Origin of the sequence: Oceanobacillus sp. FSL W8-0428 (genome assembly GCF_038004405.1) — a bacterium.
Classification (GTDB): Bacteria; Bacillota; Bacilli; order Bacillales; family Amphibacillaceae; genus Oceanobacillus; species Oceanobacillus sojae.
In genome coordinates this window covers 2,886,910-2,910,457 of record NZ_JBBORB010000001.1, presented here as the reverse complement: position 1 = coordinate 2,910,457, position 23,548 = coordinate 2,886,910, and the positions used below count along the sequence as shown (strand labels likewise).

The window sequence follows — 23,548 nt, the reverse complement described above, 5'->3', positions numbered from 1 at the left end:
TACTCGATTTTTGGAAAAGAGTAGGGTGAATGGAGTTATTTTAGAATGAACAGAGTTTTAAATCAAAATAAATTAAAATATTAACGAAGAAAAGAAAGGAACCTCCTAAGAAATTCCTTTCTTTATTTTACTTATGCAAAAATCGCATCCCCCTGCTAAAGGAAGTAGGCACGATAGACATATGATTCTCTCCTTCCGGTGCAAAAAAAGCTGTTTTAATCCCCTTATTGCGCTCAGAAAGATTTTCATACATAGCTAATCCGTTTGCATACATTTGCTTATTTTCTATCGGTTCTGCAGCAATAAACAAACCTTTTACATTTTTATCATCTATCTTTGTTTCATAGGATAGAATTGTCTGCTTATTCCACCATATAGAAGGACTACAAGAAAAATAATGGCTGAAAAGGTGTGAACGTTGAAATAGCGTGTATAAAACAAATAACCCGCCGAGTGAATGGCCAAAGATTGTTTGCTTCTGCTTATTTGTTTTATATTTCTCATTAATAAATGGGATTAAATCCTTCTCCAAAAAGTCCAAAAAAATCTCAGCTCCTCCATGTTCCGGCCAGGGTGACCCATCTGGCCTCGCCGGAAGTTCTGTATCCTCTGCAAATGGTGTAAAATCATATATCCGATTCGGCTGAAATGGTTCATCACCTTCATAACCTACACTAACTAACATCGTCGGATCTATCCCCGTTTTTTCTGAGCGTCTGCTTTGCAGCTTGATTATCTCACTAAAAAGCGTTCCATAAGCATTCCCGTCCAGAATATATAACACAGGAAACTCGTTATCTGGAACTGGTTGTTCAGGAATAAATACATTTATAACATATGGGTGATGCTTTCCAGAAAACTGAAATACTTCCTTGTGATACATCAAATAATTACCTCCTGCGTTCATTCTTTCTTATCATCTGGACCTTGCCAGCAGATAAACAAAATAAGGTACACCAATAATGGCAATAACAATTCCTGCCGGCAGTTCTGCAGGAGAGAAAATTGTTTTTCCGATAAAATCTCCTGTTAATACCATCAGCATGCCGACCATTCCGCTGATTGGCAGACTATACTGATGATGAATACTTACTAAACGCCTCGCAATATGCGGAGCAATTAATCCGACAAAACCGATACTTCCTGATACCGCCACGCTGGCACTGACAAGCGCAACAGAACATATTAATAAAATACGGCGTTCTCTTTCCAAATTCACACCAATGCCCATTGTTGAAATTTCATCTAGTTGCAGGACATTTAATATAGAAGAGCGCCAGATCAAGATTGGAACAAAGCAGATAATCCAGGGTAATATAGCTGTAATCTGTGCCCAAGATGCACTATAAATACTTCCTGACATCCAGACGGTTGCCATCTCAAAATCCTGCGGATTCATCTTTAATGAAATATACAAGGTTAACGCACTAAATCCTGAATTTAGTGCTATACCGACAAGTATCAGCATACGGGGATTAACCCTCCCCTGCTGTCTGGAGAAAAGAATCAGAAAAGCTGTTGCGGCAACCCCGCCAATCCATCCAAAGAATGTCATATTTAAAACGGACAGCCAGCCAGCACTTTTAATGGCCTCTTTCACTACAAACATATAGATAACAATAGACAGCCCCGCCGCTGCATGGATGCCTAATATCCCCGGATCAGCTAATGGGTTTCTTGTCAACCCTTGTAAAACAGTCCCCGCAATGCCTAAAGCAAAGCCGACCATAGCACCGATCAAAATCCTCGGCAATCGAAATTCAAAAATAACTAAAGTATGGTCACTTGCACTATCAAGGCCCAGCAGTGTTCTTATCACTTCTAATGCCGTGATATCAAACGTCCCATTTGTTACACTCAAATACATAACGAATATAGCTAAACATGCACTTAGGACAAAAGTGAGTATAAAACGACTGCGATAGTTACGCTTATTCAAAAGCTCCTTCCTCCCTTCGTTTTAATTAAATAAAGAAAGTAAGGAACACCAAATAGTGCGGTTACTACGCCAACTGGTGTTTCAAAAGGATGGTTGATAAAACGGCTGATAATATCCGACCAGGCTAAAAACAAAGCTCCAAATATCGCAGAGAATGGAATGATTTTCCGATAATCCTCCCTTATCAAAAATCGGGTAATATGCGGAATAATTAAGCCGATAAAAGCAATTTTCCCTGCCATTGCTACAGATATACCAGTTAAAATAACAACACTGAGTATCGTTAATGATTTCATTGCTGTGATTTTAATTCCTAACCCCTGTGCTACTTCATCACCAAAAGAAATGGCTGTAATCGCCTTGGAAACATAAATCGCAAGGAAAAATCCTACAATAGCAAATGGTACCGTCCATTTTATAAGGGTTGGATCCATTTGATGCAGACGTGCGTTGTACCAGAAACTCATATTCTGTGATATTTGAAAGTACGTGGCCATAGCCTGGGAAATTCCATTTAAAAAAGTCCCCAGAATTGTTCCTAAGATAGCCAGCGTTAATGGTGTCATTCCATCCGGTAATAACCGGGCAATGGAAAAAACAAGTAATGCTCCCAGCGCTGAACCGGCTAAAGAATAGAGAATCAACGTCATTGGTGCGGCATCAGGCAGAAAAATCATACATAATGTGATAACAAACACAGATCCGTCTGCCACCCCCATAATCGAGGGGGAAGCAAGATAGTTTCTGGTCATTCCCTGCATCAGAGCTCCAGAAACTGCCATAAAAGCTCCTATAAGTAACGCTCCGAGAACTCTGGGCAATCTGGAGGTATGAATAATTAAATGATCCATATCCTCAGTATCATATCGGATAAAAGCCTCCCACACAGTAGAAAGACTGATTGACTTAGAGCCATAGACAATTGATACTGCCATTGTGATTACCAGAAGAATAAGTACTATTAGAATAATTATTGCATATTTTTTTATGATAGAGCGCATAAACCACACTGCCTCCATCCATTTATTCTTCTATTTTGTTACGCAATTGTTCTAAAAATAACACCCTGCTGTATATCGGACCGCCTTCCAGCAAAGGATCAACCACATTGACATAGACATGATCATTCTTAAAGGCTTCTACATTTTGAAGAATCGGGTTTGCCTGTATATCTTCATAGATTTGGCTACTTTCCCCATCTGCACCTTCAGGAATTTGTAAGAAAAGATAATCGGGATTCATATCAGCCAGCTGCTCTACAGAAATGGCTTCCTGCGCTTCCGCTTTCTGCACTTCTTCCGGAACCTCCAATCCCAGTTCGCCATATAACACGGTATTAAAGAAAACATCCTCAGGATAGACAAACATTTCTCCGCCTCTTATACGGACTGCGGCTGCTTTTTCATCTGCTAATTGCTCTGTTAATGTACTTTTAGCTGCTTCAACGTTTTCTTGATATTCTGTTAAAATCTGATCTGCCTGCTCTTCTTTTCCAGCTAATGCTGCCATTAACTGAAGATTTGCTTCTCCATCAGAAGAAATATGTGATACTAAAATAGTCGGTGCGATTTTCTCTAATTTTTCTATAACTTCTTCTGGAAACTTGGTTGTCCCCAAAATAACATCCGGCTGCAGCTCCAAAATTTTCTCAAAGTTAGGCTCTTGTTTTTCCCCTATAGATTCTGCATTTCCCATTGCACTGGAATAAACCTCTGGAAACTCCCCGGCTACTGTTACTGCACCAACCGGATTCACTTCAAGAAGCACCGCATCCTCCATTGCCTCCATCGCTCCTGTAATAACAATTCTTTCTACGTTGGCAGGGACCGTATATTCTTCTCCTAAGTATTCAATGGTTTGTGTAGCATTTTCCTCCGGCGCAGCAGTTTCTTCTTCACCCGCTTCGGCTTTATTCTCGTCTTTTTCCGGTGAATCACTATTTTGACCGCATGCAGCCAGCATAATGAAAAATACGATTGAAATAAAGATTGATAGGAACTTTTTATTCATTTTCTTTTTTCTCCATTCATATATTTAGTTGTTTGATAGACGAAGTAAAACATTCTTCTTATTTAAGAAATCCTTCTTCAAAAATCTTGAGTAAATGCTCTAGTGTAACTGGATCGCTATATGTGGCTTCTTTTGTATCAAATTCAATCACCTGACCGTTTTCCACCGCTGGAATAGACTTCCATGTTTCACTCTTCGTAAATTCATTATTTGCTCCCATCTTGCTTAGAACAATAAAATCTCCTGCATATTCTGGCAGAGTCTCCAGCGATAAGCTGTAATAACCTTCAGCAAGTGCGTCTTCCTGCACTTTTTCTGGCATACCCAGCTCCATAGCCTGGTACAATATTTCTGTGCCGCGGGCCCAATTATCTCCAAAGACAGAGAAATTTTTTGAATCTGTTTCAAATACGGAAACAGAAACATCCTCCCCGTGTTTTTCTTTAATCTTCTCACCAGCTGCTTTAGCTCGCTTACTGAAGTCATCAATCCATTCCTCGGCTTTTTCCTCTTTATTTAGTAATTTACCAATCTCCAATTGCTGTTCTAGATAATCCAGCTTTCCCCATGTATAAATAACAGTCGGAGCAATCTTTTCTAACTCATCCAGATTTTCCATATGTGACCCGGCAATAATTAAATCCGGCTCCAATGCTAAAATACTTTCCGGATCATTTTCTGAAACCACTTCTACATCTGCCATGCTTTCCTCAAAAAGTGGATTTGCTTTTGTCCATTCATCTACTCCTACTAAATTTCCGTCTAAGGCGAAGACATTTGGTCCATTTGTCAGCGCTACAATTCGCTGAGGATCGGCTGGTATTTCAACCGGCCCTTGCTCTGATTCATATGTTACAGTTTTATCTGATCCTTCTTTTCCTGCATTATTTTGTTTTCCATCTGACTGATTACTGCAGCCTATAACGATAAGACAAAGCAAACACCCAAAAAGAAATAGTAGCTTTTTCATTTGTTTTTCCTCTTTCTATTTTTATATTGTTTTAAAATATTAATCTTTCAGTCTGGCTAATAAATATAAAAAGTAAGGCGCTCCAATTACTGCTACAATAATTCCGGCCGGTACCTCCGGCTGTTTAATGAACCTTCCAATCATATCCGCCAGAAGAAGCAGCAGTGCTCCCACTAATCCTGATACAGGGATTACGTACTCATACTTATCGCCAACCAGCTGTCTGGTGAGGTGTGGGGCAATAAGGCCAATAAACCCGATTCCGCCACTGACAGAAACACTCGCTGCGGCAAGTCCGACTGCTGAAGCTAAAAGCACACGCCGTTCTTTTTCCAGATTTGCTCCTAATCCAATTGACGTTTCCTCACCTAAGTGAAGAATATTCAAAACCATCGCTTTAGAATAAACAAATGGAATCAGGATAACCAGCCAAGGAAGCAAGGCAAGAACAAACTGCCAATCAGATCCCCAAATACTTCCCGCAAGCCAAGTTGCCAGAAATTGATAGGTTTCCGGGTTCAATCGCAGTGTTAAAACAATCATTAATGCATTAATCCCAGCTGCAACTGCAATCCCTGTCAACACTAATCGCATTGGCGTAATTCCCTCAGAGCGTTTATAAGAAAGCACATAAATGATAAATGCAGCTCCTGCGGCTCCAAGAAAAGCTAAAAAAGGCATGAGAATAATAGATATCGTCGTCGTTACCGCAAAGAAAGATAGAAATAACATTACAGATAAGCCGGCTCCCGCATTAATACCGATAATCCCGGGATCTGCCAATGGATTTCGGACAATGCCCTGCAGTACCGCTCCTGAGATAGCCAGACCCGTTCCTACAAGCAGGGCGATAACCATACGCGGCAGACGAAAATCAAATAAAATAAGATTCTGCTGCTCCGTACCCTGGCCAAATAAGGTTAAGATAACCTCTGCTGGTGTTAAATAAATACTCCCCGTATTTAAGCTGATAAAAAATATGATAATAATCAGAAAAACTAAGGTAACACTGACCAACACTGCTCTTTTCGCTTTACCTTTCTGACTATGCTGTTTGTATTTTTCTGCTCTCATACCATCCCTCCGCCCTTTCTTGCCAAGTATAAAAAGAATGGTACGCCTAATAAGGCAATTAACGCACCAATTGGCATTTCATGAGGAGGACTGATGATGCGTGCTGCTAAATCAGCCAGCACCACAAGTAAAGCACCATAAATAATTGTTCCAGGGATAATCCAGCGGTAGTCATATCCCATAAACCAGCGGACAATATGCGGTACGATCAATCCTACAAAGCTCACCGCACCAACTACAGAAACAGCTAGACCGGCTAAAATAACAATAATGATAGAAGCAGTTAATTTAACACGTCCAGTTTTCGTTCCTAATCCGACGGCAACCTCTTCGCCTAAGCTTAATAGCGTAATCAAATGAGATAATGTCATTGCAACAGCCAACGCAAGAAGCAGCCATGGAGTAATGATTTGCAAATGGTTCCAGCTTGTACCAGAAATACCTCCTGCATACCAGAATGCTAAATCCTGTCCAATTTCATAATAAAGCGCAATCCCTTCACTTAAAGCGCCTAAAAGTGCACTTACTGCCGCCCCAGCCAGCACCAGACGTATCGGGGTCAGCCCATTTTTAGACAGAGATCCGACTCCATATACAATTCCCGCTCCAAGCGCGGCGCCTAGAAATGAAAATAAAATCATATATAAATAAGGCAAGTCCGGGAAAAATGCAAAACAGCAGGCTAACATAAAAACTGCTCCTGCATTTAAACCAAGTAATCCTGAATCAGCAAGCGGATTACGTGTCATCCCTTGCATCAATGCCCCTGATACTGCAAAGCAGCTGCCGACAATAGCTGCTCCAAGTATGCGGGGAAAACGTATTTCCCTGATAATCTGATGTTGCTGTAGATCAGGATCAAATTGAAAAATTGCCTGCCACACTGTTTTCAGTTGAATATCTGCTGCTCCTAGCGAAACAGCCAGCATAAGAGATAATAGTAAAAGGAGACTTCCACCCGTTAAAATAATCACACCACGGATAGGACGCACTGTTTTTTTTACTTCTTTTAGTTCTTCTTGTTCATTCATGGGATGATACCTTTCGCTTTAGTACTTTTACTTATTTCTATATCTTTTAACCAGATGCCGTCTGATGATATGCTTTAGACGCAGAATTTATACTGCAGCACGCAGATGCTTTCTCTGCCTGGCATAACTGGTATGATAAACAAATCGGGTTTGCACTATGCGGACATCTTGCTAAGTGTGCATCAATCTGAAAAACCTGCTGCAAATTAGCACAGGTCATTACTTCCTCCGGTGTCCCATCTGTTACAACCTCTCCATCACGCATCGCAATCATATAATGAGAAAAACGGGAAGCATGGTTTAAATCATGTAAAACCATAATGATGGTACGTCCTTCTTCTTTATTAAGGCGCTCCAATAAAAGTAAAATATCTAATTGATGTGCCAGATCTAAATAAGTAGTCGGTTCATCCAGCACAAGCGTATCTGTCCCTTGTGCCAGTGCCATTGCAATCCACACCCGCTGTCTCTGTCCGCCGGATAATGCACTGATTGCTCGATTCTGGACCTCTGTCAGCCCCGTAACATCAACTGCCCAGTTAATATATTCGTAATCTTCCTTTCTTAAGGAACCCATTCCTTTTTTATAAGGAAAACGTCCATAAGAAATCAATTCATATACTGTCAGCCCACCAGGCGCTTCAGCAGTTTGAGGCAGAATTGCCATACGTTTTGCAATCTCTTTTGTATCAACCTTATGAATTTCTTCTCCTTCTAAAAAGACTGCACCGCCTTTCACATTTAAAATACGTGCAATTGTTTTGATTAAAGTTGACTTGCCGCATCCGTTTGGGCCGATAATGGTTGTGATTTTATTAGATGGAATCGAAATACTGAGATTTTTAATGATTAATTCATTTGCATAGCCGACATCGATTTTATTTACTTCAATTGTTTTCATTGATTCGCCTCTTTCCGTGTATAGTCAACTCTACGATAATGATAATCATTATCATTGATAACGATTATCATTATCGATTAAAAAGGTTGACTTGTCAAGATTATTTTTTTAGGAAATAGGACCTTATTAAAATTTCCAAATAAAAACCGTTATTTTGATAAACACTCAAAATAACGGTTTTCTTATGATAACATTAATAAACATATTGCTTTACAGCAAAAGGTGCAACGGAGCATATTATGGTTTTGTCTGCCTGTTCTCCACTTGGGTGATCCAGTTTAAATCAGCTTCTAAGTGAAGCAGCCTCCCAGTAATTAAAAGATAGTTGTTCTCATCTCCCTTTATCAGCAAGTCTGTTTTTAATTTGGTCAGATCCATTACTTCTTTTAAAACCATCGATTTTTGCTGTTCAAGCATTTGCGACTCGTTAGCATAATCGATTTTTCTTGCACAGATCCATTTAAAGAAGAAATCTTCTTTGGTTGAATGATAAGGAACTGCTTCTAATAACCATTCCTCCAGTTCTGTTTTGCCTGATACATCCAAGGTAAACAATTTTCTCTCTTGTTCATCTATATCCAAAGGGATAACAAGTTCATCCCGAATTAAGCGGTCTAAGGTCGTATATATTTGACCCGGATTAACTTTCCCTTTACTCCCCAGCAACTGATCCAATTCAATTTTTAATTCATAACCATGACATTTTTTATCATAGAGCAACGTCATTATTCCATATTTCACGGACATTCATAATCAACCTTCTTTTAGAGATGATTGGATATCTATTTTGCTTGCTGCACTGCTCGATATCCAAGAAGCAATCAAGCTTAACAGAATTCCGGCGGTAACCGTTAATATTATTGATTCGACAGGTAAATACACCGTAACGAAATCGCCTATTAATGTAGAGTTGCTTGCAACAACTAATAAGCACAAGCCAGTAATTAGTCCTCCTAAAACTCCGGCCAATCCTATCAGAAAACCTTCTACTAACACCATAGTTTTAACTTGTAATCTTGTAAAGCCTAATGCTCTCATCGTACCTATTTCTGAAGTTCGCTCAAACGTATTCATGATAAGTGTGTTCGCTGTTCCGACACTGGCAAGCAGGATAACTAAGACTAGCATGAATTGAATCAATTCATTCATTCCTTCAAATGCGGAAGTTGTTGAAGCAATTTCCTCTTCTACAAAAATCATCTTAGACAAAAAACCGCCAAATTCACTCCATAATGCATTTCTAACCGATTCTTCCGTTGTGTTTTCATCCAGATGAATCAACAAATCAAAACTATTCTCCCAGCCAAATTGATGATTTAACTGTTCTTCATCCATAAATGCTACGTAGCCGGAATAATGTGAGGTCGCAGCTACATCGATTACTTCAAACGGTTTTGTTCCTGCCGGAGTATGGACAAAGATATCTTCCCCGATCTTTCCTCCCCATTCCCGAAAAGCTCTTTCACCCAGTATAATAGATAATGTATCATTATTTTCAAAGCTTGTATAATTGAAATCATCATAATATAAACTGTTCTGATCTACTCCCATAATGGAGAATTGCCTTAAATGCATATCTTTATTTATCCATGTAATTGGTGTTGCTTCTGTTAATAAAGTACTGGATTCAACAAATTCTTTATCATTTATTTTATCTAAATCGCTTGCAGACCATGGTTTCTCCGCAGTTAATCTGACATCTCCACCGTAGTTCGATTTTATCTGATTTGCATAGTTTTCTGGTGCTGCATCTGAAAGTGCCCCCAATAAGAGGATCACCGCAATTCCGACGGAAAGCAGCGTCGCAGTATTTGCATTTCTATATAGTTGTTTTCTTAAGTTAGAGATTGCCATTCTGCCCGGATGCCCCATGCATAACAGAATAATCGGCTTAATCAGCATGCTGAATATTTTTAAAAACAATGGACTTAACATAACGACAGATAATATGAGGCTGATATATGACACAGGACTGTCTATAAAGAAAAATAATAATAACCCAAAACCAATGACGTATCTGATCCAGTGCACTTTTTCATTGGAGCTTGTATTTGCACCCATTTTTAAATTTTCAAGTATAGATGTTTTTCCTGCACTATATATTGGAAACATAGAAAACAAAACGGGAAAAATAACACCTGCTGCTAAAGAAATGACAGTTGGCATAATCCAATTGAGAGAATAAACCATGTCATATTCAAATATGCCTAGAAGGGTCATCATAAACAAATCGCCTAACCAAATACCAATAGGTACACCAATAATTGTTCCAATCATAGCTATGAAAGAAACTTCCATCAAAATTAGTCTTGAAATAGAAATTTGCCCATATCCCAGACTTTTCATAATAGCGAACTCTTTTTTTCGCTCAATAACGCCCGTATAAATCATATTAAAAACAATAAACCCACTTATAAACATGGTCAGGATGGCTATTAAATAAAAGAATGTATAGAGCCCTTCCACATCATTACTTTGACGGTCATCAGCAACAACCGGCTGAATAAAAGCTCTTGAGTCAGAAAGCTCTTCTTGGATGTCACGAAATAATTTCTCGTCATTTCCAAGTGTGCTCAACCTGATATATGAAATTTCTCCATTCAACTCAGCCCGCTCCTGCAATAAATCGAGGGGAGCCATCATGCGAAAACTGGAGGATGCTGCCCGTTCCCAACTCCCTGGACTTGATAACAACTGGGTATATTCTACAATTGCTGATATCTTCACTTCCCCCATTTCTCGAAAGGACAACGTATCACCTACATCAACATGCAACAAATCCGCAACTGTTTCGGGAATGACTAACCCTTCATTATCAAGTTCTCCTTCTACTACTGGCAGCTTTAATAAATTACTATTTTGATTATCCACCCCCGTAATTCGGACAGCCAGCTGGCTGTCCGAATATTCACCAGGTAAATCAAGAAAGGTTTGTTTATCTAACGCCATAAGCGTCTCATCTACATTTTGATGATTTTGAACAGTGTTAATTATCTCTTCTGGATAAGTGTGTTCATCGCTTAAAATCCAAAAATCCGCATTTCCTGTATACATTTCTTCATAGTAATCAAAAACATCCTTTGTCGTTCTATCTGCTATCAGCATAGCAGTAATAAAGGACGTTCCCATTATAATTGCTAATAAGGTTAATACAAATCTTTTTTTCTTTCTCGTAATATTACGCCATGAAATTCGCCAGATATTGAGCATAGTTCTCATCCTCTCTGGAGATGATTTGTTCAATCGTTCCATCTTTAAACAAGATTATTTTATCCGCAAAACCGGCAGCAAATATATCATGCGTAACCATAATAATCGTCTGGTTATTCTTTTTATGAAATTGTGTTAAAAGCAACAATATTTCTTCTGCTTTAGAGCGGTCTAAATTTCCGGTCGGTTCATCGGCTAATAAAACGTTGGGCTGATTCACCAAAGACCTTGCAATAGCTACCCTTTGCTGTTGCCCACCGCTCAATAAATTGGCTTGCTTTTTATTTAATTCATTTAATCCAACCGCCTGGATAAGTTCTTTTACTTCCTTCATTTTTTCTTTGTCAAGTGTTCCATCTGCATATAATGGAAAAGCAATATTTTCTTCAACCGTTAAATTATTTAAAAGCTGGTAATTTTGAAAAATGATTCCAATGTTTTTACGGCGAAAAATAGTTCTTTGGTTTTCACTCATCTCACTTATCGCTTTTCCACCCACCTCAATTTTTCCATTTGTAGGGGAATCCAGTCCACCCAAAAGCTGTAAAAGTGTACTTTTTCCAGAACCACTAGGTCCCATAATAGCAACAAATTCCCCTTCTTCTATTTTCAAATCGACATCCTTCAGTACCTCTGTGATATTTTTTCCTTGTGTAAAAGATTTCACTAGCCCACTAACTTTAATCAAATTATTCCATCCCCTTAATATATACTTAGTATATAATTACAAAACTAATATTAACCTAATTTCGTTATTTGTTCAATATGAATTATATACTAAGTAAGTACCTATAATAAAATGATAAATATACCACATATTTAATGCGTGTTCATAAATGAATTGACACTTTGTCAGTCATTTGTATATACTTAACGCAAGGAGGTATATTACATGAGAGATGTGAAATTGCCTGAAGTCAGAAAAGCAGAAATTTTAGATGCGGCAATGAAATTATTTACAGAAAAAGGCTATTTGCAGACAACGACCCAAAATATTATTAATGAAGTTGGAATTTCGCGCGGGCTGCTTTATTATCATTTTAAAAATAAAGAAGAAATTCTTTATATCTTGGTTGAAAAGTCTGTTAAGCCGCTAATTGTACAGATGGAGAAAATAGTAGAAAATGCATCGTTAACTCCGCTGGAAAAGTTAAACCAATTTTTACAGACAACCATTATTCAGGAAGATACGGTTACAGCAGAAACAGTCACGCTGCAGGAAACCGTTCAGCTGGAGGAAAATAGGTATATGATGGATCGCTTTTATCATAAATTTATTGAAAAACTTCTCCCTTTATTTACACAAATTATTGAAGAAGGAAAAGAACAGAATATTTTTCAGGTAGACTATCCTTATGAAACTGCCCATTTTCTAGTAACTGGATATGTTTTTGTTTCCAATGATCTTAAGCTCAAGAAATCCAGTTTAGATGAAATGAAAGTTTATTTACAAGCTTTTAAAGAAGTCTTGGCAAAATCACTGAATATTGAAGTATCTACTATAGAAGACTAACCAATGTCCTTTATTTCATTGGTTTCTTTTATCATCATGACTGACAATTTGTCAATAGGAGGGAAATTATGTTAAAAGTTAATCACATTTCAAAAATGTATGAAGATGGAACAAAAGCAATTACGGATATTAATCTCCACATCCAAAATGGTGATATTTACGGCTTTATCGGAGCAAACGGGGCTGGTAAATCTACGACTATTAAAGCAATTGTCGGTATCCATCATTTTAACCAGGGTGAGATCTGGATTGATGGCTATTCAATCAAAACTGACCCTGTTAACTGTAAAAAAAGAATCGCATTTATTCCGGATAATCCCGATTTATATGAGCATTTAACCGGACTTCAGTACATCAGCTTTATCGCTGATATTTTCGAGGTTCCTTTGACTGAAAGAAAACAATCCATTGAAAAATACAGTACGATTTTTGAAATGACAAGCAAACTCAATAACAGTATTGCTTCTTATTCTCACGGGATGAAACAGCGAATTGCGTTAATTGCTGCTTTAGTTCATAAACCGGCATTATTTATATTAGATGAGCCATTTGTCGGCTTAGACCCGACCGCTTCCTTTGAATTAAAAAGACTGATGCAGGAGCATGCAGAAAATGGTGGTGCTGTATTCTTTTCGACACATGTATTAGAGGTTGCCCAGAAGCTATGTAATAAGGTAGCTATTATTCATAAAGGAAGTCTTGTTAAAAATGGACTGATGGAAGAGGTTGCCGGCTCGAAAAGCTTAGAAGAAATATTTATGGAGGTCCGTAATGAATCAAAAAATATGGATATTATTCAAAAATGACCTTGCCAACAGTATTCCATTCCATCAATTATTTCGTTCCGCCAAACAAGGTAATGGGGTCAAAATAACTTTTGCTGCGCTGCTCCTTATGGGAATATTTCTACTTATTTATAATACGTTGACAGCAAAAACACTGGTCAGTCTTGGGCAGACAGCTCTCATCCCGGCATACATGCTTTCTGTTTCCAGTATCATGATGATTTTTTTATCACTTTTACGTGCAAACGGCACTATTTTTGGCAGTAGTGATTTTGAACAGCTGTCCACTTATCCAGTCAGTGAAAAAGAAATATTTATCAGCAAGCTGCTTCATTTATACTTCTTTCATTTACTGGTCAGCCTGCTTTTTACTATACCAGTATTACTTGTCTGGGCACCTGATGATGCGGCATCTCCACTTTTAATCTTGCTGTTTTTTATTACAGCACTGATTATACCTGTTATTCCCATTTGTATTGGGGTAATTTTTGGAAGTCTTGTTTATCACCTGGCTGCTTATTTTCGACAGATGAAGCTGATTGCCGTTTCTTTCTCTCTTATTCTTTTAGGTATGTTCAGCTATTTTATTATCACGCAATCTAATCAGACAAGTGACATGCAGAATATCGGGGCATTTTTATACAGACAAATGACTAATATTTATCTGCCATCTGTATTATTGCAGTTTGATAGTGCGGATCATATATTTCATATTCTTGCTTTTATTTTTATCAGTTGTTTACTGCTTATTTTGCTGATTCTGACTGGCAGTAAATACTACCGGAAGCTTAACTTACGTCTTCTTGCTTTAAAAAGTAATAACAATGTGAAGCAAAAAGCTATCAAACAGCGAAGCATTTTCTTTGCGCTTTGGAAGCAAGAAATAAATACTTTATTCAGTTCATACAACTACCTGCTCAATTCGATACTGGGTACCGTACTATTAATTTTTCTCAGTATGGCTCTGCTCTTGTTTGGAGTGGAAAAATTGACAGCTCTTATTCCGATGTCTGTTTCTAGCGGGACAATAACAAATATATTCCCTACTTTTAGTGCAGCTCTACTTCTGATAAGTAATCCGGCAACTGCAGCTCTATCGATGGAGGGAAATAAAATCTGGATCTTAAAAACACTGCCTATTGAACAAAGAAGAGTAATTCATGCTAAATTAGCCTGTACCTTTTCCCTGCATTTATCTGGTTTTTGGATAAGTATTATTGCTTTTATTATCAGGCTTTCTCCAAATATGGAACAGCTGATATGGGCGATACTTATTCCTTTAAGCTATTCAGCTTTTATCACGACATTTGGATTAATGCTGAATTTTTCCAATCCAAATTTCAGCTGGAAAAATGATATGTATATCGTTAAACAAAGCCCGCCTGTTTTGATTTCAGCCTTCACCGGGATGGCAATAGTGATTGTACCGCTGGCGCTTATTCTGTTCCAGGTGCTTCCGTTATACATTATTTACCTTGCTCTCTCCATCCTATTAATCAGTTTAGCTGTGATTTTCTATCGACGGACCTGCACAATAAAACTTATATAAGGAGAATGTTTATGAAAAAGGATATTATCGTATTTTTAATTATGTTTTTTGTTTTGTTTATCGTTATTTTATTTTTACCCGATTCGATTCCAATCCATTTTAACTGGTGGGGTGAAGCAGATATAGTTGTTCATAAATATTTTCTTTTGGCTGGGGTTATTATTCCTTATTCTGTTTATTGGCAGTTTTTTAGAGAAAAGAGAGATTAAGCTTCTTTTACAAAAAAACAGGAAATATCCTTATAAAATGGAGCTTTTTTAAATCTATATGCTATACTAAATCTATCAATAAACCAATTGCATATGAGGGGAGCGCACCGTTATACCTTCTTTGATTTTTCCAAAGAAGGTAGGTGACGCTAATGGATATTGGAAGCGTATTAATACTGATGATTTCTTTTGGATCACTGATTGCGTTTATCATGTCCGAAAACAATAAAAAATAACCCCTCATATGCTTTGCAGGCGTTAGGGGTTATTTTATAACTAAAGCGCCAACCCTCAAATAGAGAATTGGTTTATTGTACCGTTTGGTGCTGACACACCAGACGGTTTTTAATATTATACGATTCTATAATGGAATTATACCCGAAAACAGGGCGAAATACAAACGCAATATAGACGAGCACTAGCGATACAGTGCAATTCATATAGCGAAAAAACTTTCTAACTTGTAAATAGAATTTATTTTTTATTCTCAATTACTGCATCGGCAGTCGGTGTAAAACTCTCTTCATCTGCCTGCTTCTTATAATAACGACGCTCCAATTTCTTGCTTCTAAATGTTTTCTGTCCCGGGTGATGTGCCTCTGCAAAGCTGCCGCCTGTAACATCCTTCACAGTGTGTACAACTGTAAATGCGTTTTCGTCAATACTGCTGACCAGCTTTTTCAGATAGAATAGCCGCTGTTTCGGAATAGCGACATAAATCAGGTTTTCCTCGACACCATCTGCATTTTTTTCTGCTTTTAATACAGTCGTATGTGTTCCCAGGCTCGTTTGCAGTGCATGCTCCACTTCTTTCGTTTTATTAGAAAATATATGCACCACTCTTTTAGCTTCAAAACCTTCTAACACATAGTCCGTTACCCTTTTTCCAATAAATAGCGCGAGCACCGTATACATCGTGTATAGCGGACCAATAACAAAAATCCCGGCAACGACAACAGAGGCATCCAAAACAAAATTGGTCCCTGTCAATTCCCAGCCAAATTTATAGTTCAACATACGGGCAATGGTCGATGTTCCACCTGTGGTACTTCCTGAACGGAAAATAAGTCCAAAGCCTGCACCAGTAAATACACCTGCAAAGATTGCTGCCAGAAGAGGGTCTGGTATTCCTGAAGTTATGTCTTCGAGGATATAAATAAAGAATGAAAATAGTGGTATAGTTACAAGTGATTTGATAATCATATCTTTCGGCAAATAACGAAAGCCGATTAAAAGAATTACTGCATTCAGAATAAGAGTAGTTAATGCAGGTGATATATCTGTTTCGTGGTAGATAAGCAGCGCCAGCCCAGGAACGCCTCCCTCTGCTAAGGAATTCGGCATCGCGAAAATGGCTACAGAAGCAGCAAAGAAAAAGGTGCCGGTAATTAAAAATAGATAGTTTTTCATACAAAACCCCTTTCTTAGTATGTTTTTTAAATGCATTATTCCTTCCATAAACAGCATTATTCGTCCCTAAAAAATCTTTTCCATGTCAGACATGAAAAAGATTTTTATGAAATCATATAAATTTAAACCAAGGTTCTTATTACGCAACAAAAACCGCTTGCCGTTATCTGGAAAGTTTAGAACATACTCTTCTTACAAAGGCTACTTTACCCGAATTAAGAGCTAAATTCAATAGTTAGATAAAATTGCTCCGTTATCTGATAATATTTTAGAACAAACAGCCGATTATTGTATAAAAAAGCTTCAGGCTTTATTTCTTCCCGGACTTTAGCAAATCATACATTTTATCAAATAAAAAGAATGCCCAGATATGTAGTATTATACAATCTCGGCATTCTTTTTATTTAAAGCTGACAGCCATTGGAAGCAATCACTTTTTGATACCAGAAAAAGCTATCCTTTTTAATCCGCTCCAAGGTTTTAATATCCTTATCGTCACGGTCTATATATACGAACCCATATCTTTTTCTAAAACCGCTGGAGGTGCTTAACAAATCTATAAAGGACCATGGCATATATCCCCAAACTTCTACACCATCCTTGATTGCCAGTTGAAGCTGCCGGATATGGTCACGCAGAAAATCAATTCTTTCCTGATCATGGATTTGTTTATCTGCTGTTAGTTCATCCAATGTTCCAAGACCATTCTCTGTAATCATCAATGGAATCTGATAACGGTCATAAAGCTCATTTAATATATATCGAAACCCTATTGGATCAATTTCCCAATCCCATCTTGTTTTAGGTGTGAATGGATTAGTCATTCCTTCAAATAGCCCTGGAATATTATCATATTGTGTATCATCATCTTTTCCATCATAATTCAATTTTAATTCTTTTTTGTCCGTATCTTCTGGAATATATTTTACAACACGAGACTGATAATAATTAATTCCTATAAAGTCGGGTTTCGCAGATTGTATACGTGCCATATCTTCCGGCTCAACGGTTGGCTCTATTCCATTTTCCACAAGGTAATTCCATACAAAAGGTCTATATTCTCCTTTCATATATAAATCCATAAACAGATAAGTCCGCATTTCATCCGCATATCTTGCTGCCAAAATATCTTCCGGCTTGGGGCTGGCAGGATAATTAGGGATAATTCCTAAAGCTGGTCCAATTTTTGCATTTGGCAGCAGCGTACGACATAAATGAATTGCTTTAGCATGAGCCAATGTCATAATATGATTCATTTCATATTTCTGCTTCTCCAATGGAATATCAGGATTAAATTCCATCAGATATGGCAGCTGAAACATATTGCTTTGCTCATTAATGGTAAGCCAATAGTTTACATCATCAAAATATGTGAAAAGCACCTGACAATATGCTTCAAAATCATCGATGACTTTTCTGGATGACCAGCCCCCGTATTCTTCTTGTAAACACTGAGGCAGATCAAAATGATAAATGGTAACGATCGGTTCTATTTCATATTCTTTTAGTTTATTAATCAATTTACGGTAAAAATCTACGCCTTCTTGATTTATTTTCCCTCGACCATCCGGCAATATTCGCGGCCAGGAAATAGAAAATCGGTATGCTTTCAATCCAAGCTCCCTCATCAGTGCAATATCTTTCTCCCAATATTGATAATGACCTGAAGCAATACTTGGATCAGCGTAATTTTTATTCATATTTTTTTCAACAACCGATAATGTTTTTCCATGCTTTAAATGAGCCCCCTCAATTTGGTAAGCAGCAGTTGCTGCCCCCCATAGAAAATCACTCGGAAATAAATGAGGTGCCTGAACAGACATCGGTATCACTTCCAATCAGCGTATTATTCACTTTCTAATTTCTTGATTCTTTGATCAAAGACCTTAGAAATCTTTAATAGATTTCTGGCTATATTCCATTCACTCATTACTGTCATCAGATGGTCCTGAGCATGTGTAAATAAAGTAGAATAAGGAACAGCTTCTCCTCTAGCCTCTTCTTGAATCGTTTCTGTTTGAGCTGAATGTGCTGCTGATATATGCTTTTTTGCTTTTGCTAATTTCGCTTCTGCCTCTTCGAATTTAAACGTTTCTACATCCTTCAAAGCAGCTTGAATATCAACCCTTGCATCGCCGGCTCCTAATATAATTTTCATGGATACTTCTTGTAAACTTTCTGCATTATGTTGGCTCAAATCAAGCCCTCCTTAAATTAAATTAAACTTCCTCTGGCTGTTTTTCTTCATTTACTTTTTGATTGTCATATACTTTGACAAAAGGATACCAGATTATTAATGATACAACGAGATTAACCAGCAGAAGTAACAGTCCGCTAATATCTGTATTAACAAGATAGGTGGAAATTCCAATCGGCACGTACCATAATTGCATTACCTCAGCAGGAAGGGTAATTACCCCCATTGAAAGAACGATATATGTGATTGCCGGAATGATAATACCATTCAGCCACATTGGAATCATAAGAATCGGATTAAAAGCTACAGGAGCACCAAATACAACCGGTTCATTAATATTAAAGATAGAAGGAACTATTGTTACCCTGCTGATTGCTTTCAAATGATTCGATTTGGCAATTAGCAGCATAATAATGACTAATGGCAATGTTGTTCCCATTCCACCAATCCATATCCATGCCATCATTGTTTCGAATGTATGAATAAAGGAAGGATCTGCTCCCTGACTTAATAGATTTGCGTTTTGTTCAATTCCGGCCATCCATATTGGAAAAATAATAGGGTATAAAGCCCATGGACTAATGCCGAAAGAATATAGAAACACACTGATAAATGTGATAATAACAAAGCCTGCAAAGCTTTGACCGATATAGTTGAGCGGCTCGAACAGACTGAGGATGGCAGCATAAAGGTCAAAACTTCCGACAATTGTAAAAAGCCATGCAGCCAACAGTAATAACGTAATTGGTACAATCGTATCGAACCAGACAATAATAAAATCTGGCAATGAGCTTGATTCTTTAAAAAAGGACATTTTACTGAATAGATAAAACACAACACCAACAAGCAACCCGACAATAATTGCGACAAACATTCCATTTGCCCCAAATCTTTCAAAAGAAAAGATAATTTGTCCCTCATCATTAAATGTAGGAGAGAGCAAAAATAAAAACATTGCCGCACCCGTTAAACCTGCAACTAATTTCCGATCACTTTTCTTCAATTTTTCCATAATAAAATATGGTGTCAGAAAAGAAATGAATAGACTCATTAAACCGAATGAAAAATCACTGATAGGCTGCAGATTAGGCATATTAGGTATGAAATCATTTAAAATCATAATCAGTGTGATTAATGATCCAACGAGAATCAGCGGTAATACACCCATAATGGATTCTTGTATGGCAGATACCCAGGCATTTCTTGTGATCTTATTCATCTTAGGTGCAAATGACCGGTTCATATACTCAATCAATTTGTTCATGGTAATCCCCCTTATCCAGAATTATTCTAACCCAAGTTCTTTAACGATAATGTCAAGACCCTTATCTCCATTCAATGTTCCATAAGTCATTTGATCAATAACTTGATAAGGAATATTTGTATTTGAAAGCTGATCTGCTATATCGTCCTTTATATAGCTTAAATGTGGTGCAATTAATACCATGTTGATTCGATCCATATAATCAACCAGTTCTGATTCACCTCTTGCTATCACCTCTACCTCTAACCCTTTTTTCTTAGCAGACTTACGAATATTTTGAGCCAGGAAACCACTGGAAGCTCCACCACTGCAAATTAATAAAACTGTTTTTTTCATTTTGTTTTCCCCCTTGTTTTTGATGTACTTATATTATGCCAAGGATAAGGAATACTAACGAATATTCCTTTTGCCTACCGGCTGGCAATAGATTTATTTTCTTATCATGTAACGTCGGATTATAATGAAGTTAATTCTAAAAAGATTGTTTGAACAGAACGAAGGGAGGGGAATTCTAATGAAGGAAAAAAACATTGAAGCACTCATTCATTTATTAGAGGAACACGGCAACTGGATGAAATCAAAACAAATACTAACTTATTTAAATATTTCGCCCCGGACCTTGAGGAACTATATCCAGTATATTAATGAACAGTATAGTCACTTATTTATCATAGAATCTTCAAGTGCAGGTTATCGTCTGAAAAAAATAGAAAATAATGAAACTATACAACCAGAGAATAAACCCTTTGAAAATAGAATGTACTTCATTTTACAAAGACTCGTTTTAGCCAGGAACGGTGTGGATATATTTGATTTAAGTGATGAGTTATTTGTAAGCGTTCCAACCATTGAAAAGGATTTAATAGAATGCCGGAAATTTATTAAAAGCTACGATTTGGCTATTGAAAGAGCAAAAGATTATTTGTTTTTAAGAGGTAAAGAAATAGATAAGCGCAAAATAATGCGTGTGATTTATACTAAAGAATATAATACAACCTTTTACAACATTATTGACTTAGAGAAGTCATTTGGTTATGAGTTGGGTGACTTCAAAAAAAAGCTGCTGCAAATTATTCAAAGTCACGATTATGATATTAATGAATATACCCTTGGCAATATTATCTATCATATTGTTGTTTCCATTGAACGAATGCAGGATAATCAATATGTGCATTATCATGTCTATCCTTTTAAAGAAAAATTCATTTCAATAAAGATTGTTCATGAAATACAACACTTAATTGAATCTTATTTTCAAGTCCAAATGGATGAAAATGAATTATATTATCTGCAGGCACTGATAAGCAGTAAAACAACGAATACTCTTGAAGAGACTGGAAATGATGCTCAATCCCGATATCTGGATTTAGTCAATCGAATTATCCAAAAGGTTAACGAGAGCTATTTAATCAGCTTGGATGATGAAGAGTTCAAAACCAAATTTGCTTTGCATGTTCAAAATATGGTGATTAGAGCTTCGAATAATTTTTCTTTTGAAAATCCGCTTACACAGTCTATTAAAAGCTCTTCACCATTGATTTATGATTTATCTGTCTATATTGCTAATCTTCTCTCTGAAGAATTGAACATTCAATTGCCTGAAGATGAAATAACCTATATTGCTTTGCATGTGGGGAGTTGTTTGGAATTAAAACAAAAAAATGACGAGTCTATAAATGTCATTCTTATTTGTCCTGCCTATAACAATTTACACTTGGTAATAAAAGAGAAGCTGGAGCATTATTTTGCGAATCAACTGGTTATTTCAAAAATAATAACCAGGATTGATAAGGAGATAACTGAGATGCATGGAGATTTAATTATTTCTACTGTAAATCTTCCATTTGACCTTCATATAAAAGAGGTGCTTATTAATACCTTTATGGATGCGGATGATATTTTAAAAATACAAACACAGGTAAACAAGATAAAGCATGATAAAAAACAGCAGCAAATCAAGCGAAACCTTATCTCATTATTTGATAAAAGACTTTTTATCCTGAGTGATAAAGCTTTTAAAGATGAATTTGAAGTCATTCGTTTTATTACGGAAAAAATGGCTTCCTTGCAGCTGGTTGAACGACATTTTGCTCAGGATGTTATAAAAAGAGAAAATCTATCGTCTACCGCTTTTAATAATATTGTTGCCGTCCCCCATTCTATAAATATGGACGCATTGCAAACAGCCATTGCTGTATTGATAACGAAACAGCCTATCTCTTGGGGAGACGCTTCAAATATAAAAATTGTCTCTTTAATTGCTATGAACTATAATGAACGAAACCTTTACCGTGATATTTACGATGAATATATTAAAATTCTGTCTAACCCCGAAAACGTGAACAAATTGGCCAATTCAAGGTCTTATGAAGGTTTTATTGATCAGTTGATCGATTTTATTGACAAGCAGACAGACTAATTAAAAAAATGAAGGAGAACGCTATTTTCTCCGTTCTCCTTCAAAATACATGATATATAATTAACCTTCTAAATTCACAAGCACTCTTCCTAAATGATTGCTTTCAAATACTGCTGGCAATAACTCCGGTAATTCTTCCAGCGCTGCTTCCTTATAAACTAAGTTCTCAAGATTATCTAATTTTAAATCTCCAGCTAAACGCTGCCATATCTGCTCCCGTTCTTCCATCGGGCAATATACGGAATCAATTCCAAGCAGAGAAACTCCGCGTAAAATAAACGGGAAAACAGATGAAGGAAGCTCTACTCCTGCTGCCATTCCACTGACAGCGACACTGCCCCGGTATTTCATTTGTGCTAATAAGGAAGCTAACGGCTCTCCGCCAACCGCATCAATTGCAGCAGCCCATTTTTGTTTGTCGAGCTTTTTCAGCTTTCCGTTATAAACCTCTTTTCTGTCAATAACCTCTGCTGCACCCAACTGCTGCAAATAATCCTTTTCAGAGTCTTTTCCAGTGCTGGCCGCTACGTGATACCCTTTCTTTTTCAAGAGAGAAATAGCAACGCTTCCTACACCGCCTGTAGCTCCAGTGACAAGAACAGTACCATTTTCCGGTTTCAATCCATTCTCCTCTAATCTTTGCACAGATAAAGCAGCTGTAAAACCGGCTGTTCCTAAGATCATGCTTTCTTTTAAGCTTAAGCCTTCCGGGAGAGGTACGATCCATTTAGCCGGAACACGTGCATACTCACTGTAGCCTCCAAAATGGGAAACACCTAATTCATAGCTGGTAACAATAACAGGATCTCCTGCCTTATAGCGGTCATCTTTGGAATCAGCCACTTCTCCTGCCAAATCAATGCCTGGAATAAAAGGATAGTCCTTTACAATATTGCCATTAGGATGAGCAGCAAGCCCATCTTTATAGTTAATTCCGCTATATTTTACTTTGACCAGAACCTCCCCCTCAGGTAAATCGGAAGGTTCGATTTCTTTTACATTCAAATTTAAGTTTTCATTTTCTTTTTCTACAACGAGTGCTTTAAATGTGTTTGTCATGATATAAC

The 23,548-nt window shown here is 37.3% G+C and carries 22 protein-coding genes; 5 read left to right on the top strand and 17 right to left on the bottom strand.

Annotation, left to right across the window (positions count from 1 at the left end; all coding sequences use genetic code 11):
- Positions 1–127: 127 nt before the first annotated feature.
- The 11 genes from MKY30_RS13845 to MKY30_RS13795 form a co-directional block, all read right to left on the bottom strand.
- Positions 128–883: an alpha/beta hydrolase gene (locus MKY30_RS13845; RefSeq protein WP_339286281.1), complete on the bottom strand. Its 756-nt coding sequence runs from the start codon at positions 881–883 to the stop codon at positions 128–130.
- Between the two features lie 33 nt (positions 884–916).
- Complete coding sequence (locus MKY30_RS13840; RefSeq protein ID WP_341084315.1) at positions 917–1,939, bottom strand: FecCD family ABC transporter permease; 1,023 nt, start codon at positions 1,937–1,939, stop codon at positions 917–919.
- The gene (locus MKY30_RS13835; RefSeq protein ID WP_341085649.1) at positions 1,936–2,940 is read right to left on the bottom strand and encodes a FecCD family ABC transporter permease; all 1,005 of its coding nucleotides are present in this window, start codon (positions 2,938–2,940) and stop codon (positions 1,936–1,938) included. Before MKY30_RS13835 ends, MKY30_RS13840 begins: the two co-directional genes overlap by 4 nt.
- 22 nt (positions 2,941–2,962) lie before the next feature.
- Positions 2,963–3,949, bottom strand: coding sequence for an ABC transporter substrate-binding protein (locus MKY30_RS13830; RefSeq protein ID WP_147209842.1), 987 nt, complete (start codon positions 3,947–3,949; stop codon positions 2,963–2,965).
- Between the two features lie 58 nt (positions 3,950–4,007).
- Entirely contained in the window at positions 4,008–4,919 is a 912-nt protein-coding gene (locus tag MKY30_RS13825) for an iron-hydroxamate ABC transporter substrate-binding protein (protein ID WP_341084312.1), read from the bottom strand.
- 39 nt (positions 4,920–4,958) lie between these two features.
- Positions 4,959–5,993 (bottom strand): FecCD family ABC transporter permease, encoded by a 1,035-nt coding sequence (locus tag MKY30_RS13820; RefSeq protein ID WP_147209844.1) that lies wholly within the window; start codon positions 5,991–5,993, stop codon positions 4,959–4,961.
- Positions 5,990–7,024, bottom strand: a complete 1,035-nt coding sequence (locus MKY30_RS13815; protein WP_341084311.1) for a FecCD family ABC transporter permease — start codon at positions 7,022–7,024, stop codon at positions 5,990–5,992. Before MKY30_RS13815 ends, MKY30_RS13820 begins: the two co-directional genes overlap by 4 nt.
- 46 nt (positions 7,025–7,070) lie before the next feature.
- Positions 7,071–7,925, bottom strand: coding sequence for an ABC transporter ATP-binding protein (locus MKY30_RS13810; RefSeq protein ID WP_077603882.1), 855 nt, complete (start codon positions 7,923–7,925; stop codon positions 7,071–7,073).
- A 237-nt stretch (positions 7,926–8,162) separates the two neighbouring features.
- On the bottom strand, positions 8,163–8,672 hold the full coding sequence (locus tag MKY30_RS13805; RefSeq protein WP_077603883.1) for a PadR family transcriptional regulator: 510 nt from the start codon (positions 8,670–8,672) through the stop codon (positions 8,163–8,165).
- A gap of 6 nt (positions 8,673–8,678) precedes the next feature.
- On the bottom strand, positions 8,679–11,135 hold the full coding sequence (locus MKY30_RS13800) for an FtsX-like permease family protein (protein WP_156987356.1): 2,457 nt from the start codon (positions 11,133–11,135) through the stop codon (positions 8,679–8,681).
- Positions 11,104–11,823, bottom strand: a complete 720-nt coding sequence (locus MKY30_RS13795; protein ID WP_147209847.1) for an ABC transporter ATP-binding protein — start codon at positions 11,821–11,823, stop codon at positions 11,104–11,106. The genes MKY30_RS13800 and MKY30_RS13795 overlap by 32 nt, the downstream gene beginning before the upstream one ends.
- A 204-nt stretch (positions 11,824–12,027) precedes the next feature.
- Here MKY30_RS13795 and MKY30_RS13790 point away from each other — a divergent pair, with 204 nt between their 5' ends.
- The 4 genes from MKY30_RS13790 (at position 12,028) to MKY30_RS13775 (ending at position 15,191) form a co-directional block, all read left to right on the top strand.
- Positions 12,028–12,648, top strand: coding sequence for a TetR/AcrR family transcriptional regulator (locus MKY30_RS13790; RefSeq protein ID WP_147209848.1), 621 nt, complete (start codon positions 12,028–12,030; stop codon positions 12,646–12,648).
- Positions 12,649–12,716: 68 nt separating this feature from the next.
- Entirely contained in the window at positions 12,717–13,454 is a 738-nt protein-coding gene (locus MKY30_RS13785) for an ABC transporter ATP-binding protein (RefSeq protein WP_147209849.1), read from the top strand.
- Positions 13,420–14,982, top strand: a complete 1,563-nt coding sequence (locus MKY30_RS13780; RefSeq protein WP_156987358.1) for a hypothetical protein — start codon at positions 13,420–13,422, stop codon at positions 14,980–14,982. The genes MKY30_RS13785 and MKY30_RS13780 overlap by 35 nt, the downstream gene beginning before the upstream one ends.
- Positions 14,983–14,993: 11 nt before the next feature.
- Positions 14,994–15,191: a DUF1648 domain-containing protein gene (locus MKY30_RS13775; protein WP_341084305.1), complete on the top strand. Its 198-nt coding sequence runs from the start codon at positions 14,994–14,996 to the stop codon at positions 15,189–15,191.
- 474 nt (positions 15,192–15,665) lie between these two features.
- Here the strand turns inward: MKY30_RS13775 and MKY30_RS13770 are convergent, their stop codons facing one another.
- The 5 genes from MKY30_RS13770 to MKY30_RS13750 form a co-directional block, all read right to left on the bottom strand.
- Positions 15,666–16,601, bottom strand: coding sequence for a YitT family protein (locus MKY30_RS13770; RefSeq protein WP_147209852.1), 936 nt, complete (start codon positions 16,599–16,601; stop codon positions 15,666–15,668).
- Between the two features lie 404 nt (positions 16,602–17,005).
- The gene (locus tag MKY30_RS13765) at positions 17,006–18,424 is read right to left on the bottom strand and encodes a family 1 glycosylhydrolase (RefSeq protein ID WP_156987362.1); all 1,419 of its coding nucleotides are present in this window, start codon (positions 18,422–18,424) and stop codon (positions 17,006–17,008) included.
- A 23-nt stretch (positions 18,425–18,447) separates the two neighbouring features.
- A complete protein-coding gene (locus MKY30_RS13760; RefSeq protein ID WP_341084303.1) occupies positions 18,448–18,798 on the bottom strand; it encodes a PTS lactose/cellobiose transporter subunit IIA in 351 nt (116 codons plus the stop codon).
- 22 nt (positions 18,799–18,820) lie between these two features.
- Positions 18,821–20,062, bottom strand: a complete 1,242-nt coding sequence (locus MKY30_RS13755) for a PTS sugar transporter subunit IIC (RefSeq protein WP_077603892.1) — start codon at positions 20,060–20,062, stop codon at positions 18,821–18,823.
- Positions 20,063–20,083: 21 nt separating this feature from the next.
- The gene (locus MKY30_RS13750; protein ID WP_156987364.1) at positions 20,084–20,398 is read right to left on the bottom strand and encodes a PTS sugar transporter subunit IIB; all 315 of its coding nucleotides are present in this window, start codon (positions 20,396–20,398) and stop codon (positions 20,084–20,086) included.
- A 178-nt stretch (positions 20,399–20,576) separates the two neighbouring features.
- Between MKY30_RS13750 and MKY30_RS13745 the strand changes: the two genes are divergently transcribed.
- Positions 20,577–22,481: a BglG family transcription antiterminator gene (locus MKY30_RS13745; protein WP_341084301.1), complete on the top strand. Its 1,905-nt coding sequence runs from the start codon at positions 20,577–20,579 to the stop codon at positions 22,479–22,481.
- Between the two features lie 60 nt (positions 22,482–22,541).
- Here the strand turns inward: MKY30_RS13745 and MKY30_RS13740 are convergent, their stop codons facing one another.
- Positions 22,542–23,540: an acrylyl-CoA reductase family protein gene (locus MKY30_RS13740; RefSeq protein WP_341084300.1), complete on the bottom strand. Its 999-nt coding sequence runs from the start codon at positions 23,538–23,540 to the stop codon at positions 22,542–22,544.
- Positions 23,541–23,548 lie beyond the last annotated feature (8 nt).

What these genes read in the sequence shown, in the direction of transcription:
- MKY30_RS13780 (WP_156987358.1), top strand. Translation starts at nt 13,420, where the DNA reads ATGAATCAAAAAATATGGATATTATTCAAAAATGACCTTGCCAACAGT.
- MKY30_RS13805 (WP_077603883.1), bottom strand. Translation starts at nt 8,672, where the DNA reads ATGTCCGTGAAATATGGAATAATGACGTTGCTCTATGATAAAAAATGT.
- MKY30_RS13740 (WP_341084300.1), bottom strand. Translation starts at nt 23,540, where the DNA reads ATGACAAACACATTTAAAGCACTCGTTGTAGAAAAAGAAAATGAAAAC.
- MKY30_RS13810 (WP_077603882.1), bottom strand. Translation starts at nt 7,925, where the DNA reads ATGAAAACAATTGAAGTAAATAAAATCGATGTCGGCTATGCAAATGAA.
- MKY30_RS13825 (WP_341084312.1), bottom strand. Translation starts at nt 4,919, where the DNA reads ATGAAAAAGCTACTATTTCTTTTTGGGTGTTTGCTTTGTCTTATCGTT.
- MKY30_RS13835 (WP_341085649.1), bottom strand. Translation starts at nt 2,940, where the DNA reads ATGCGCTCTATCATAAAAAAATATGCAATAATTATTCTAATAGTACTT.
- MKY30_RS13790 (WP_147209848.1), top strand. Translation starts at nt 12,028, where the DNA reads ATGAGAGATGTGAAATTGCCTGAAGTCAGAAAAGCAGAAATTTTAGAT.
- MKY30_RS13755 (WP_077603892.1), bottom strand. Translation starts at nt 20,062, where the DNA reads ATGAACAAATTGATTGAGTATATGAACCGGTCATTTGCACCTAAGATG.
- MKY30_RS13815 (WP_341084311.1), bottom strand. Translation starts at nt 7,024, where the DNA reads ATGAATGAACAAGAAGAACTAAAAGAAGTAAAAAAAACAGTGCGTCCT.
- MKY30_RS13775 (WP_341084305.1), top strand. Translation starts at nt 14,994, where the DNA reads ATGAAAAAGGATATTATCGTATTTTTAATTATGTTTTTTGTTTTGTTT.
- MKY30_RS13785 (WP_147209849.1), top strand. Translation starts at nt 12,717, where the DNA reads ATGTTAAAAGTTAATCACATTTCAAAAATGTATGAAGATGGAACAAAA.
- MKY30_RS13845 (WP_339286281.1), bottom strand. Translation starts at nt 883, where the DNA reads ATGTATCACAAGGAAGTATTTCAGTTTTCTGGAAAGCATCACCCATAT.
- MKY30_RS13770 (WP_147209852.1), bottom strand. Translation starts at nt 16,601, where the DNA reads ATGAAAAACTATCTATTTTTAATTACCGGCACCTTTTTCTTTGCTGCT.
- MKY30_RS13820 (WP_147209844.1), bottom strand. Translation starts at nt 5,993, where the DNA reads ATGAGAGCAGAAAAATACAAACAGCATAGTCAGAAAGGTAAAGCGAAA.
- MKY30_RS13745 (WP_341084301.1), top strand. Translation starts at nt 20,577, where the DNA reads ATGAAGGAAAAAAACATTGAAGCACTCATTCATTTATTAGAGGAACAC.
- MKY30_RS13765 (WP_156987362.1), bottom strand. Translation starts at nt 18,424, where the DNA reads ATGTCTGTTCAGGCACCTCATTTATTTCCGAGTGATTTTCTATGGGGG.
- MKY30_RS13800 (WP_156987356.1), bottom strand. Translation starts at nt 11,135, where the DNA reads ATGCTCAATATCTGGCGAATTTCATGGCGTAATATTACGAGAAAGAAA.
- MKY30_RS13830 (WP_147209842.1), bottom strand. Translation starts at nt 3,949, where the DNA reads ATGAATAAAAAGTTCCTATCAATCTTTATTTCAATCGTATTTTTCATT.
- MKY30_RS13750 (WP_156987364.1), bottom strand. Translation starts at nt 20,398, where the DNA reads ATGAAAAAAACAGTTTTATTAATTTGCAGTGGTGGAGCTTCCAGTGGT.